This is a genomic window from Novosphingobium sp. BL-A-28-Hi1-0D (assembly GCF_055521755.1).
Genome location: NZ_CM145502.1, coordinates 858913 through 870811, shown reverse-complemented (window position 1 = coordinate 870811; position 11899 = coordinate 858913). Strand labels below are relative to the sequence as shown.

Annotated in this window: 13 protein-coding genes and 1 tRNA gene; 3 read left to right on the top strand and 11 right to left on the bottom strand. The window is 62.8% G+C overall.

Annotated elements, in window-relative coordinates:
* Positions 1–6: 6 nt before the first annotated feature.
* The 6 genes from ACZ1JW_RS04425 to ACZ1JW_RS04400 all read right to left on the bottom strand — a co-directional run bounded on the left by ACZ1JW_RS04425 (position 7) and on the right by ACZ1JW_RS04400 (position 4118).
* Positions 7–1101, bottom strand: coding sequence for a tyrosine-type recombinase/integrase (locus ACZ1JW_RS04425; protein WP_465142085.1), 1095 nt, complete (start codon positions 1099–1101; stop codon positions 7–9).
* A 3-nt stretch (positions 1102–1104) separates the two neighbouring features.
* Entirely contained in the window at positions 1105–1584 is a 480-nt protein-coding gene (locus tag ACZ1JW_RS04420) for a helix-turn-helix domain-containing protein (protein ID WP_465142084.1), read from the bottom strand.
* Positions 1585–1590: 6 nt separating this feature from the next.
* Complete coding sequence (locus ACZ1JW_RS04415) at positions 1591–1758, bottom strand: helix-turn-helix domain-containing protein (protein WP_465142083.1); 168 nt, start codon at positions 1756–1758, stop codon at positions 1591–1593.
* 100 nt (positions 1759–1858) lie between these two features.
* A complete protein-coding gene (locus tag ACZ1JW_RS04410; protein ID WP_465142082.1) occupies positions 1859–2560 on the bottom strand; it encodes a hypothetical protein in 702 nt (233 codons plus the stop codon).
* Between the two features lie 43 nt (positions 2561–2603).
* A complete protein-coding gene (locus ACZ1JW_RS04405) occupies positions 2604–3833 on the bottom strand; it encodes a tyrosine-type recombinase/integrase (protein ID WP_465142081.1) in 1230 nt (409 codons plus the stop codon).
* 211 nt (positions 3834–4044) lie between these two features.
* Positions 4045–4118, bottom strand: a tRNA-Gly gene (locus ACZ1JW_RS04400).
* A 167-nt stretch (positions 4119–4285) separates the two neighbouring features.
* Between ACZ1JW_RS04400 and ACZ1JW_RS04395 the strand changes: the two genes are divergently transcribed.
* The 3 genes from ACZ1JW_RS04395 (at position 4286) to ACZ1JW_RS04385 (ending at position 7797) form a co-directional block, all read left to right on the top strand.
* Positions 4286–4576 carry a DUF2218 domain-containing protein gene (locus ACZ1JW_RS04395; protein WP_465142080.1) on the top strand — a complete coding sequence of 97 codons (291 nt, stop codon included), beginning with the start codon at positions 4286–4288 and terminating at the stop codon, positions 4574–4576.
* Positions 4577–4670: 94 nt separating this feature from the next.
* Positions 4671–5615 carry a fumarylacetoacetate hydrolase family protein gene (locus ACZ1JW_RS04390; RefSeq protein WP_465142079.1) on the top strand — a complete coding sequence of 315 codons (945 nt, stop codon included), beginning with the start codon at positions 4671–4673 and terminating at the stop codon, positions 5613–5615.
* Between the two features lie 64 nt (positions 5616–5679).
* Positions 5680–7797 carry an acetate--CoA ligase family protein gene (locus ACZ1JW_RS04385; protein WP_465142078.1) on the top strand — a complete coding sequence of 706 codons (2118 nt, stop codon included), beginning with the start codon at positions 5680–5682 and terminating at the stop codon, positions 7795–7797.
* Between the two features lie 57 nt (positions 7798–7854).
* On the opposite strand, the gene ACZ1JW_RS04380 is transcribed toward ACZ1JW_RS04385, so the two are convergent.
* The 5 genes from ACZ1JW_RS04380 to petA all read right to left on the bottom strand — a co-directional run bounded on the left by ACZ1JW_RS04380 (position 7855) and on the right by petA (position 11875).
* A complete protein-coding gene (locus tag ACZ1JW_RS04380) occupies positions 7855–8526 on the bottom strand; it encodes a phytanoyl-CoA dioxygenase family protein (protein WP_465142077.1) in 672 nt (223 codons plus the stop codon).
* A gap of 7 nt (positions 8527–8533) precedes the next feature.
* Positions 8534–9070, bottom strand: a complete 537-nt coding sequence (locus ACZ1JW_RS04375; protein WP_465142076.1) for an adenine phosphoribosyltransferase — start codon at positions 9068–9070, stop codon at positions 8534–8536.
* A gap of 93 nt (positions 9071–9163) precedes the next feature.
* Positions 9164–9979: a cytochrome c1 gene (locus tag ACZ1JW_RS04370; RefSeq protein WP_465142075.1), complete on the bottom strand. Its 816-nt coding sequence runs from the start codon at positions 9977–9979 to the stop codon at positions 9164–9166.
* Positions 9980–10010: 31 nt separating this feature from the next.
* Positions 10011–11300 (bottom strand): cytochrome b, encoded by a 1290-nt coding sequence (locus tag ACZ1JW_RS04365; RefSeq protein WP_465142074.1) that lies wholly within the window; start codon positions 11298–11300, stop codon positions 10011–10013.
* A gap of 11 nt (positions 11301–11311) precedes the next feature.
* Positions 11312–11875, bottom strand: coding sequence for a ubiquinol-cytochrome c reductase iron-sulfur subunit (gene petA, locus ACZ1JW_RS04360; protein WP_465124698.1), 564 nt, complete (start codon positions 11873–11875; stop codon positions 11312–11314).
* Between the last annotated feature and the right edge of the window lie 24 nt (positions 11876–11899).

The window sequence follows — 11899 nt, the reverse complement described above, 5'->3', positions numbered from 1 at the left end:
GTCCAGTTAGCGGGGTTTGTCCCGAATTTTCCCAATCAGCGCGCGAATGTCCGGATCGTCTAGGGGGTCGGCAGTCGTCTGCGAGGCTCCTGCACGGATCAACTCCGTCTGCCGGTGCAGCGGCACGGTGCCGTAGCTGGTGAAGGTGGTCAGCACGTCGGAATGCCCGAGGTTCTGGCTCCAAGCCTTCATTTCTTCGGGGGAGAGGTCCAGCGTCATGGCGTGGCGCACCAGCATGTCGCGGAAGCTGTGCGGGTTGAAATAGGGCAGGCCCGCGCCTTCAAACGCCCGGCGGAACACGTCGCGGACCGGCCCGCTCGATGCCCAGCCATGGCGCGCCAGCCCTTGCGGCTGAAACCCGCCATGTTCGCCTAACCCCATCGCGGTTGCCGGGAACAACGGATCGTCCGGTCCTGACAGGTGCACGTCGCGCAGTTCCGACACCCATTCCGCCACGATATCCAGCGCGCCATCGCAAGCCGACATGAACACGGTGCGGAAGGTCTTTGCAAACTTGGTCGCCACGGAGCGGGCATCCTGTTCGACAAAGCCGCCATCCAGATTGACGTGGCCCAGCCGGAACGTAGCCAGCGCCATAACGCGCGCCCCGGTGATCGCCGCGAAAGCCACCAGCGCCCGGTCGCGGCGTTCCAGCACGGTGGCGGAAGGCATGACGGCCAGGACGCGGGCCACCTGATCCAGCGTCGGCACGGGCTTGTCACGCCGGGCACGGGCGATGGCGGCGTCCTTTTCGCTCAGGTTGAAATAGTCGGCATCCGCATATTCGATATGCGAGCGATAGCCGGGTTCGCGCGCCAGCCATTCGAAGAACGCTTTCAGATCGCGCAGGGCGGATTGCACCGTTGCCTTGCTGAGCCGTTCGCCGGAACGCTCGCCCAAGGCGTCGCCCAGCCGCCGCTTGAACGCCACGGCCTGCTCGCGGTGAAACCGCTTGAAGTCCTTGTGACTGGTGCTGGTTTCGAAGCGAGCGAGCGACTTCGCCACTCGGTCAATCGTCGCAGTATCGCGCCCCTTGGCTTCGGCCAGAAAGCGGAAGTAATCGCGCTTCACCCGTTCGTTTGATGCGTTGTGTTTTGCCATGGTCTAGCCTTGCCTCTTGAAGTCACAATTCAGGGAAGGGGCGGTCTGCCCACTTAGGCGTGGCTGGCCTTGCGTGAATTGGACTGTGCATCCAGGCATGATCTTGGCAACATCGGCTTCGCGGATCCGGCGGTACATGATGGTTTCGCAGCACTCGCACAGGGCGCGCAAGTTGCCGCTGCCGGGGCGCATCGGCACGAAATCGACCATGCCCAACGCCGGGGTGCGGGGCGAACGGCAGCGGAAGCAATAGAGTGTTCCGGGCGGACAAGGCTGCTTGCGGCTGGTATTCCGGTTGGCCAGAAAGCCACGCACGGTTGCCCCCTGAAACAAGACGGGGCGGCCCTTGTCGATTGGCTCCAGCCCGTTGGCCTGCCAGTGCCGCACGGTGTTCTTGTGCACGTTGAGACAGCGCGCCAGCTCCTCGACGCTGTAGCTCCGGTGCAGCTTCACGCGGGTCGGATTTGCCCGACGGACAGGCATGGCGGCTTAGCCCTGCCCGTCCACCAAGCGGCGGATCGATTCCGCCTTCACCAGCGTGCGCGTGCCCACCTTGACCGCTTCCAACCGCTTGTCAGCCAGCATGGCATAGACCGTCGTGCGGCCGATGCTCAACAGTCGGGCGGTTTCGTTGATGGAATAGGTATAGCGATCCATTTGTCGTGCTCCTGCGAACTGGCGTACGCCAGCGGACACGACGGTGGATGCCGATGACCGGATTTTGAATCGGCCGGAAAAGGGCGAAAAAGGGCGAAAACTACTCTGCCGCGCGCAAACCGTCCCAAAGCTTGCGGGCCCGCTTGCGTACTGTGCTATTAGCGCAAGACTGATTTTTAGCGGAAATCCAGTCATTCATGGCACGCTCAATATCCGCCTGTGACTTTGGGACGAGCGCACCGGTGTAAAGGTCAATGGCAATTGCCGACCAAAGATCGTCCCAAAATTCAGCTGGTGGTCTTCCGCCCTTTGGCGTGCTCGGAGGACGATCATCCTGCGTCCCCTCTAAGTTTGGTCCCTGACCAATTGGCGCGTCAAAATCGAACCTGGCGATTCCAAGACGTGCTTCCGTATCGTTTTTCAGGTTCGCGATGAGTTCGCCAGCCGCCCGCTCAACTGAGGGATCGAGTGGTCTTTCCGGTTTACCTGTTGCGAGTTTGACGACCGGCCAGAAAAGTTCCTCGCCAATGCCAATCGCATTGCTGACCGCATCACTTACAAGATCAAAGGCCGCAAGATCACGGCAAATTCGATCAGCTTCGGCGAGCAATTCACCAGACAACCGTTCGATGGCATCTGACACGATCTGCGCTGCTGCTTTAATGGTCATACCTGATTGCAGGATGCCCCGGGCCGCATGGTCGCTTTTCAACGCATCAATGCGGGTGATCAAAATGGCTCTGAGTTGTCGCGACTGCTGCGCGACTATGAGCCCGATCTGAAGCTTTTGGCGTTCGTCCACGCGCCACTCTTGAAATACGACATGGTTGGAGTCTAGCCGGTGGTCACCGGCCTTTTGACCCAATTGGGATGATTTCAGCACCCCTGCGTAGGGTGTCGAGGTAGTCCGACCACCATTGCGCCATTTCGACACGCTCGTTCCAGTGCGCGCCGCGATGGTAAGCCGCGCGCACCTTATCGATATCGCCATGGGCAAGCGCGCGTTCGATTGCGTCCGGGTTCCATTTTCCGCTTTCGTTGAGCAATGTGGAAGCCATAGCGCGGAAGCCATGCGCCGTCATTTCATCGGTGCCGTAGCCCAGTCGCCGAAGTCCGGCGTTGATCGTGTTTTCGCTCATTGGGCGGGTGCGGGTGCGGACCGATGGGAACACGTAACCGGTTGGCCCAGTCACCGCCTGCACTTCGCGGAACAGGGCAACTGCCTGCGCCGATAGGGGCACGTGATGCGCCTTGCGCATTTTCATCTTGCCCGCCGGGATGATCCATAGCGCGCCGTCGAGGTCAATCTCGCTCCATTCGGCATGGCGCAGTTCGCCGGGACGGACGAAAACATGGGGAGCAATCTGTAAAGCCAGCTTGGTGATCCCGCTACCTTCATAGCCATCGATGGCACGCAGCAGTTCGCCAACGCGCTTGGCTTCGGTAATCGCCCCATAATGCGTGACTTTCGGCGCAGTGAGCGCGCCACGCAGATCGCGGGTAGGGTCCGATCGCAGCCGCGCGGTGGCGACGGCATAGCGGAAGACCATGCTGGCCAGTTGCAGGGTGCGCCTCGCGCTCTCCAGATTGCCTTTGCCTTCGATCTTGCGAACCGCGGCAAGAATGTCGGCGGGCTCGATGTCCGCAATCGCCAGCTTCCCGATGGAGGTGTTCAGTAGAGAAAGTAGGTATTCGCTGCGGGTCGCCGTGGCAGGCGACCAGCCGCTTTCCCCATCACGCTTGCGCTTGGCGCAATACTCGTTGGCGATGGCGGTGAACGTGTCGGCTGCCTGGATGCGCGAACGCACCTTGTCCCGCTGCTTCTCGCGCGAGGGGTCTTGCCCTTGAGCGATCAGCGCCCGTGCTTCCTCGCGCCGCTTGCGGGCTTCGCTCAAACCGATTTCAGGGTAAGCCCCAATCGCTAGCAGCTTTTCCCGCCCATCGATCCGATACTTTAGCCGCCAGAGCTTTCCGCCAGCCGGGGTGACGAGCAGAAACATACCAGCGCCGTCCGCCAGCTTGATCGCCTTTTCTCCCGGCTTGGCATTTCGGATTGCCACATCTGTAAGCGCCATGTGTCGCCAGCCTTTCCGGGGATTAACCCCTGAAATACCCCCAGGGGTGGGGGTATCGAATTGGCCTCTTGCAGATACCCCCCCCAATCATACCCCCAAAGCCTGGTGGCTGAATGTGGACGCGGGTGAACGCTTGCGGCCTGATAACCGCTAAATACCTTGGATTTTTGGAGTTTGTCTAGACGCCGACGGACGCGGCTGGACGGCAAATTGGAGCGGGTAGCGGGAATCGAACCCGCCTAGCTAGCTTGGAAGGCTAGTGCATTACCACTATGCTATACCCGCTCAGGGTCAGCGCGCTTTGAACTGCGTGGCAGCGATGGCGGGCGCTTGCCACGGCGGACGCGGGTTCGTCAACCGGGGATCGTCGCGAAGTTTGAATCAGGGTCTTGACGGGCGCATTCAAAGATATATCTTAGACGTAACGAAGTTGATCTTGAAAGCGAGTCTCCATGCCTGCCAGCCGTGCCGTTGTTCCTACCGCCAGTGCCAGCCGTTATCTCCAGCAGCTATGCAAGCACTGGGGCCACAAGTTCGAAGTCTCGTTCGATCCGCATGCCGGAAAGGTGGCGCTTCCGTTCGGGCCGGTGGAACTGGCCGCGTCCGATGCTGCGCTGGAAGTGACTTGCCGGATCGAGGGCGAGGGCGATCTTTCCCGGATGCAGCAGGTGGTGGCCGACCATCTCAACCGCTTCGCCCATCGCGAGGGCGAGTTGCAGTTCGACTGGCGGCCGCTCGACTGAACATCATTCATCGCGTGTATGCCGGGCGATAAAAACCATTCCTTTGCGCGTGACCTGAGCCGAGGCTAGGTCACGGCCGCAAAGGGAGAATGAGATGCGCCTCGCAACATTGAACGACGGCACCCGTGACGGGCGGCTGGTGCTGCTATCGCCTGCGGGGGACCGCTATGCACTGGCCCCGGTGGCCACGCTGCAGGACCTGATGGAGCAGTGGACCGCGCTGGCGCGGCAGCTGGCGGCGATCGCGGAGTTCCCTGAAGCGCTGGATCAGGCCGCTCTGCTCGCCCCGCTGCCGCGTGCGTGGCAATGGCTCGATGGCTCTGCCTTCCAGAGCCACGGCGACCTGATGGACGCCGTGCTCGGCATCACCAAGCCCAAGACCGACGTGCCGCTGATGTACCAGGGCATGTCCGATACCTTCATGGCAAGCGGCACCGATGCACGGTTTCCGTCCGAGGACCTCGGCATCGATTTCGAGGGCGAGTTCGGGGTGATTGTCGATGCGGTGCCAATGGGCACCACTGCGGCCGAGGCGCTGGGGCACATCCGCCTGATCGTGCAGATCAACGACTGGTCGCTGCGCACGCTGGCAGGGCCGGAAATGAAGACCGGGTTCGGCTGGATCGGCGCAAAGCCTGCCTGCGCGATGGCGCCCTTCGCGGTGACGCCCGACGAGCTGGGCGATGCGTGGAAGGACGGACGCGTTTGCCTCGACCTGCTGGTTGACTGGAATGGCAAGCGCTTCGGCTCGGCGAACGGCCACGCGATGGGCTACGGCTTCCATGAGCTGGTTGCGCATGCTGCCCGCACGCGCGATCTGGTGGCGGGCACGGTGATCGGTTCGGGCACCGTCTCGAATGCCAACTTCCGCGAAATCGGCTCCTCCTGCATCGCCGAGCGGCGCGGGATCGAAGTGCTGGATGAGGGCGAGCCGAAGACCGCGTTCATGGCCTTTGGCGATACAGTGCGGATGGAAGCGGTCGATGCCACAGGCCGCGCGCCGTTTGGCATCTTGCACCAAAGGGTCGTGCGGGCCTGACCGCAGGCCACTTGCCCTCCCTCCGATCATTGTTATATCGCATAGCGAAATCGGAGGATGCCTGATGACCGAAGCGAGTCTCTCTCACGCCGCGCTGGACCGTTTCCTGCGCCCGAAATCCGTGGCGATCATCGGGGCTTCGGACAAGCCGGGTGCGCTTGGCGCGACGATCCTGACCAATCTCGATCGCAATGGCTATGCGGGCGCGATCTATCCGGTGAACCCCAAGCGCGAAGAGATCATGGGCAAGCGCTGCTACCCATCTGTCGAGGCGCTGCCCGAAGGCGTGGACGTTGCCGTGCTGGCCATTCCGCGCGTTGGCGTGCTCGGTGCCGTCAAGTCGCTCGCGGCGCGCAAGTGCGGCGGCGTGGTGATCTTCTCGGCAGGCTTTGCCGAAGGCGGCGAGGAAGGCCTTGCCGAACAGCGCGAGATCGCACGCATCGCGCATGAGGCAGGCATGGTCGTCGAGGGGCCGAACTGCCTTGGCCTTGTCAACTATGTCGACCGTATTCCGCTGACCTTCGTCGAGACCAATGCCGTGCCGCCTGTGGGCAAGCGCGCGGTGGGCATCGTCTCGCAGTCTGGCGCGATGGCAGCGGTGCTGGGCACGATGCTGCTCGCGCGCGATTGCGGCGTGTCCTACTCGGTCTCGACCGGTAACGAGGCTGCGAGCGGTGTCGAGGACTATGTCGATTGGCTGGTCGATCAGGACGATACCCATGCCATCGCGATGATCGTCGAGCAGTTCCGCAAGCCGCAGGCGTTTCTGGCGGCGGCGCGACGGGCCATGGCGGCGGGCAAGCCGGTGGTGCTGCTCCACCCCGGCAAGTCGAGCGCGGCGCGTGAATCGGCGGCGACCCATACCGGCGCGATGGCGGGCGACTACAAGCTGATGCGCGCCATGGTCGCGCGCGCTGGCGTGATCTTTGCCGAGACGCTGGAAGAACTGGGCGACATTGCCGAGATCGCCGCGCGCTGCCCGGTCCTGCCTTCGGGCAATACCGCGGTGCTGGGAGAATCGGGCGCATTCAAGGCGCTGACGCTGGATCTGGCGGAGGAACTCGATCTGCCGCTGGCCGATCTGCACGATGAGGATTCGCCGCTGTTGCGCGCCGCGCTGCCACCGTTCGTGCCGGTTTCGAACCCGCTCGACATCACCGCGCAAGGGTTGTCCGAACCGGCGATCTACACCCGCTGCATCGAGGCGCTGTTGGATGATGATCGCGTGGGCACCGTGTTCGCCGGGATCATCCAGGCCGAACCGATCACCTGTGCGATCAAGTTCCCCGCGATCCTTGCTGCCGTCGAGGGCAAGGCGCTGACCAAGCCGGTGATCTTTGCCGGCCTCGACGAAGGGGCCGAGGTTCCGGCCGAGCGCATCGCGGCGCTGCGCGCGGCGGGCATTCCGTGGTTCCCGACGACCGAGCGCGCGCTGCGGGCCGTGACGCGGCTGACGCACTGGGCGGCGCAGGATCTTTCGGTCAACGATCTTCCGGCAACTCCGCTGGCGGGGCTGGCGGATTTCCATGGCGTGATCCCTGAATACAAGTCTAAGGAGCTGCTTGGCCCCATCGGCGTGTCGTTCCCCAAGGGCGGTTTCGCTGCGAGCGCCGATGCCGCGGTCGCGGCGGCGAAGGCCGTGGGCTATCCTGTGGCGATGAAGGCACAGGCCGCTGCGCTCGGACACAAGAGCGACGCGGGCGGCGTAATCCTCAACCTTGCTGGCGATGCCGCCGTGCGCGAGGCGTGGGAGCGCATCCACGCCAATGTCGCGGCCTATTCGGCGTCGATCCGGCTCGATGGCGTGCTGATCGAAGGCATGGGCAAGCGCGGCATGGAGATGATTGTCGGCGCGAAGAACGATCCCGAATGGGGACCGGTCGTGCTGGCGGGCTTCGGCGGGGTGACCGCGGAAATCCTGCAGGACGTGCGCCTGCTGACGGCAGACCTGACGCAGGAAGCGGTCGAGGCCGAACTGATGAAGCTCAAGAGCGCGGCGCTGCTCAGCGGCTATCGCGGCTCGCCTGCATTGGACGTGCCTGCGCTCGCGGAGCTTATCGTCAAGGTCGGGCAGGTGCTGCGCGCGGAGCCCTCGATCCGCGAGATCGACCTCAACCCGGTCATCCTGCACCCCATGGGCGAGGGCGTGGTGGCGCTCGATGCCCTGATGCTGGTGGAGTGATTTTGCTGCCCGGTTGAATATAAAAAAGGGCGGTCCGGTGGGCCGCCCTTAGTCATTTCAAATACCTGGCCAAGTCAGTCCGTTCGGCAATGCGCCGGCAGCATAATCGATTTGCAGGACCCGGCGGCGGCTGGGGGCGGCAGCGGCCTCGGAAGCATGCAATATCGGTGTCGAATACAGCCAGACATCACCGGCGTGTGCGACACAGGCAACTGTGCCACATCGCTTCACCGTTTCGGCAACGTCACACTCGGCTATGCGACCCATGCGATGGGACCCGGGTGCAATGAGGAGAGGTGCATTGCTCTCGGGAACGTCGTCCAGATGGATCCGCATAGTCACCATCCTTTCGAGCAGTTCGATGGGCGGGGCGACATGGTGAATGCCCTGCTTGACCGTCCATGGCCCGTAACCCGGCGTGTCGATCCTCCCATTCACGCAGATCGTACGGTCCTGATGCCAACCAAGGGACCACTTTACCTTCGTTGACTTGTCAAAAAGAATCGCGCGAACTGGCATGGCGCCGGGGCCTATGGCGTGCCGTGCCGTCTGCCCGATGCTGCTTTGTCCTCCGATCAGTTCGCGGAGGGCTGCATTGTCACGCAGGCGAAGACCGGCATGTCCGTTAGGTAGGCAGTCCAATGCCTCTACAACGCTGGTGATGGCATGCAAAGCGTGGCCCGGCAGACGAACTGCACCAATCATCGAGAACTGGTCGAGATCAAACATTACCGGATCAATGCCCCGGAAAATCCATCAGTGCCTCGACCGTGAGTCCTGCATCGCGCAGGCGGGCGGCGCCGTGGAGGTCGGGGAGGTCGATCACGAAGAGCGCGTGGGTCACGCGCGCCCCGGCCGTGCGGAGCAGTTCGGCAGCCGCTAGCGCGGTGCCGCCGGTGGCGATCAGGTCGTCGATCATCACCACGCGCTGGCCTTGCGGGATCGCGGTAGGGTCGATCTCCAGCCGGTCGCGGCCATATTCGAGCGCGTAGTCGATGCCGATGGTCTTGACCGGCAGCTTGCCGGGCTTGCGCACCGGGATGAAGCCGACGCCCATCCTTGCCGCCACGGCTGCGCCAAAGATGAAGCCGCGCGCTTCCATGCCGGCAATCGCTTCGGCGCCTGCGGCGCGCGCTCTGTCGGCCAGATGATCGACGCAGGCGGACAGGCCTTGTCCGTGTGAGATCAGCGTGGTGATGTCGCGGAACAGGATGCCGGGGGCGGGGAAGTCCGGAACAGTGCGGACGAGGGCCTTGATTTCTTCGGGTGTCATCGCGGCGGGATGCTATCGCCGGATACGAAAAAGGCCACCGTTTCCGGTGGCCTTTGTTCGTTTCGCCAGGGCGAGGAACTCGGTGTCTGAAGCTTAGTGCTTATCAGCCCAGACGTTCTTCTTGGCGAGATAGGCGAGGCACGTAGCGACCAAAAGGAAGAGTACCACGACCCAACCGGTCTGCTTGCGCTTGTCCATCTTGGGCTCTGCCGTCCAGATCAGGAAGGCCGAGACGTCGGTCGCCATCTGGTCGACGGTGGCCTTTGTGCCATCCGCATAGGTAACCTGTCCGTCGCCCGAGAGCGGTGCCGGCATCGCGAGGTTGAGGTTCGCGAAGTACGGGTTGTAGTACAGGCCGTCCGGGGTCTTGGCATCCGGGAACTTCTTGAGAAGCTCGGCGGGCTGCTCCTGATAACCGGTCAGCAGCGAGTGCACGTAGGCACCACCGTCGTGACGAGCCTTGGTGATCAGCGAGAGGTCTGGCGGATTGCCCTGGCCTGCGTAGTACACGGTCGGGAAGTAGTCCGACGGGATGTTGTCACGCTCGCCGCGCTCGCCGGTCTTCGGGTCGAAGGTCGGCTGCTTGGCGCCCCATTCCTTGGCAATCGCCTTCACTTCGGCTTCCGAGTAGCCGAGGGCAGCAAGGTCACGGAACGCGACATGCTTGAGCGAGTGGCAGGTCGAGCAGACTTCCTTGTAAACCTGGAAGCCGCGCTGGAGCTGCTGCTTGTCAAACTTGCCGAAGGCACCATCGGAAGCGAACTTCACTTCCTTGGGGTGGAGATGGAACTCGTGCTCTGCCGTGGGGGCAGCGGGTTCCTGGATCGCGGTGTAGGCGCCGTTGCCGAACGACCAGAGCAGCGCGACCGCGAAGAAGAGGCCGACCAGGGGGCCAAAAAGACGGACCATAGGGTTCTCTTTCTCTAACGCTTCGGCTGGCTCAGGCAGCAGCGGGGTTGGCGTTGAGCACGGCGCTCTCATCCTTGCCGAGCACGGCTTCGGTGATCGAAAACGGAAGCGGTTCCGGTTTCTCGATCGACGAAACGAGCGGGAGAATGACGAGGAAGTGCAGGAAGTAGTACATCGAGGCGATCTGCGAGATCATCACGAAAGGTTCCGCAGCAGGCGCGCCGCCGCAGTAGCCGAGAACGGCCACGTCGATCAGCAGGAGCCAGAAGAACTTGCGGAACAGCGGACGGTAATGGCCCGAACGCACCGGCGAGGTATCCAGCCAGGGCAGGAAGAACCACACCAGGATCGCCGAGAACATCGCAAGGACGCCCATCAGCTTGGCCGGGATGAAGAAGAAGTCCGACGTGAAGGCGCGCAGGATCGCGTAGAACGGCCAGAAGTACCATTCTGGAACGATGTGTGCAGGCGTCGAGAGCGGGTTCGCCGGGATGTAGTTGTCCGGGTGACCGAGCATGTTCGGCGCAAAGAACAGCACTGCGCAGTAGATCAGCAGGAAGATGCCGAGTCCGAAGCCGTCCTTTGCCGTGTAGTACGGGTGGAACGGAACGGTGTCGCTTTCGCTCTTCACTTCGACGCCGGTCGGGTTCGACGAGCCGGGGATGTGCAGCGCCCAGATGTGCAGGATGATGACACCGGCAATCACGAAGGGCAGCAGGAAGTGCAAGCTGAAGAAGCGGTTCAGCGCGGCATTGTCAGGCGCATAGCCGCCCAGCAGCCAGACCTGAAGCGGTTCGCCGACGACCGGGATCGCGCCGAACAGGCCGGTGATGACCTTGGCGCCCCAGAACGACATCTGGCCCCAGGGCAGCACGTAGCCCATGAACGCGGTTGCCATCATCAGCAGGAAGATGACCACGCCAAGCAGCCAGATCATCTCGCGCGGGGCCTTGTACGAAGAGTAGAAGAAGCCGCGGAAGATGTGGAGATAGACGACGACGAAGAACGCCGAGGCGCCGTTGGCGTGCGCATAGCGCAGCATCCAGCCCCAGTTCACGTCGCGCATGATGTGCTCGACGCTGTCGAAGGCAACGCCTGCGTTGGCGGCGTAGTGCATCGCGAGGATGACGCCGGTCACGATCTGAAGCACGAGGCAGAAGCCGGCGAGAACGCCGAAGTTCCACATGTAGTTCAGGTTGCGCGGAACCGGATAACCGGCGCCGACCGCGTTGTAGACGAAGCGGGGCAGCGGCAGCTTTTCGTCAAGCCACTGCGTCAGGCCGTTGGCCGGCTTGTATTCATTTGCCCAGGGAAAGCTCATGTTTCCTGTCCTCAGCCGATCTTCACGACAGTGTCGGAAGTGAATGCGTACTCGGGCACCTCGAGGTTCTTCGGTGCCGGGCCCTTGCGGATGCGCGCCGCGGTGTCATAGGACGAACCGTGGCACGGGCAGAAGTAGCCGCCGAACTCACCCTTCACTTCGCCTTCGCCGGCGCCCAGCGGCACGCAGCCGAGGTGGGTGCAGACGCCCATCGTGATGAGCCAGTTGGTCTTGCCTTCCTTGGTGCGCTCTTCCAGCGACTGCGGATCGCGCAACGAGGAGACGTCAACCTTTTCGGCCGCGGAGATTTCTTCCGGCGTCAGGTTGCGGATGAAGACCGGCTGCTTGCGGAAAACCGCCTTGATCGCCTGCCCCGGCTGGATCGCCGAGATGTCGATTTCGGTGGAGCTCTGCGCCAGAACGTCTGCCGACGGTGCCATCTGACTCACCAGCGGGACCAGCACGGCAGCGCCGCCAACTCCCGCAAAACTCACCGCCGCGATATTGATGAAATCGCGCCGGCGCACGCCTTCTTCGGCCTGTGCCGAAGTGTCGATGCTTGCCTGTTCAGCCATTGAAATTCCCTGCCTGCTGCCGCC

What these genes read in the sequence shown, in the direction of transcription:
- ACZ1JW_RS04365 (WP_465142074.1), bottom strand. Translation starts at nt 11,300, where the DNA reads ATGAGCTTTCCCTGGGCAAATGAATACAAGCCGGCCAACGGCCTGACG.
- ACZ1JW_RS04420 (WP_465142084.1), bottom strand. Translation starts at nt 1,584, where the DNA reads ATGCCTGTCCGTCGGGCAAATCCGACCCGCGTGAAGCTGCACCGGAGC.
- ACZ1JW_RS04385 (WP_465142078.1), top strand. Translation starts at nt 5,680, where the DNA reads ATGACCGAAGCGAGTCTCTCTCACGCCGCGCTGGACCGTTTCCTGCGC.
- ACZ1JW_RS04375 (WP_465142076.1), bottom strand. Translation starts at nt 9,070, where the DNA reads ATGACACCCGAAGAAATCAAGGCCCTCGTCCGCACTGTTCCGGACTTC.
- ACZ1JW_RS04370 (WP_465142075.1), bottom strand. Translation starts at nt 9,979, where the DNA reads ATGGTCCGTCTTTTTGGCCCCCTGGTCGGCCTCTTCTTCGCGGTCGCG.
- ACZ1JW_RS04415 (WP_465142083.1), bottom strand. Translation starts at nt 1,758, where the DNA reads ATGGATCGCTATACCTATTCCATCAACGAAACCGCCCGACTGTTGAGC.
- petA (WP_465124698.1), bottom strand. Translation starts at nt 11,875, where the DNA reads ATGGCTGAACAGGCAAGCATCGACACTTCGGCACAGGCCGAAGAAGGC.
- ACZ1JW_RS04395 (WP_465142080.1), top strand. Translation starts at nt 4,286, where the DNA reads ATGCCTGCCAGCCGTGCCGTTGTTCCTACCGCCAGTGCCAGCCGTTAT.
- ACZ1JW_RS04390 (WP_465142079.1), top strand. Translation starts at nt 4,671, where the DNA reads ATGCGCCTCGCAACATTGAACGACGGCACCCGTGACGGGCGGCTGGTG.
- ACZ1JW_RS04405 (WP_465142081.1), bottom strand. Translation starts at nt 3,833, where the DNA reads ATGGCGCTTACAGATGTGGCAATCCGAAATGCCAAGCCGGGAGAAAAG.
- ACZ1JW_RS04425 (WP_465142085.1), bottom strand. Translation starts at nt 1,101, where the DNA reads ATGGCAAAACACAACGCATCAAACGAACGGGTGAAGCGCGATTACTTC.
- ACZ1JW_RS04380 (WP_465142077.1), bottom strand. Translation starts at nt 8,526, where the DNA reads ATGTTTGATCTCGACCAGTTCTCGATGATTGGTGCAGTTCGTCTGCCG.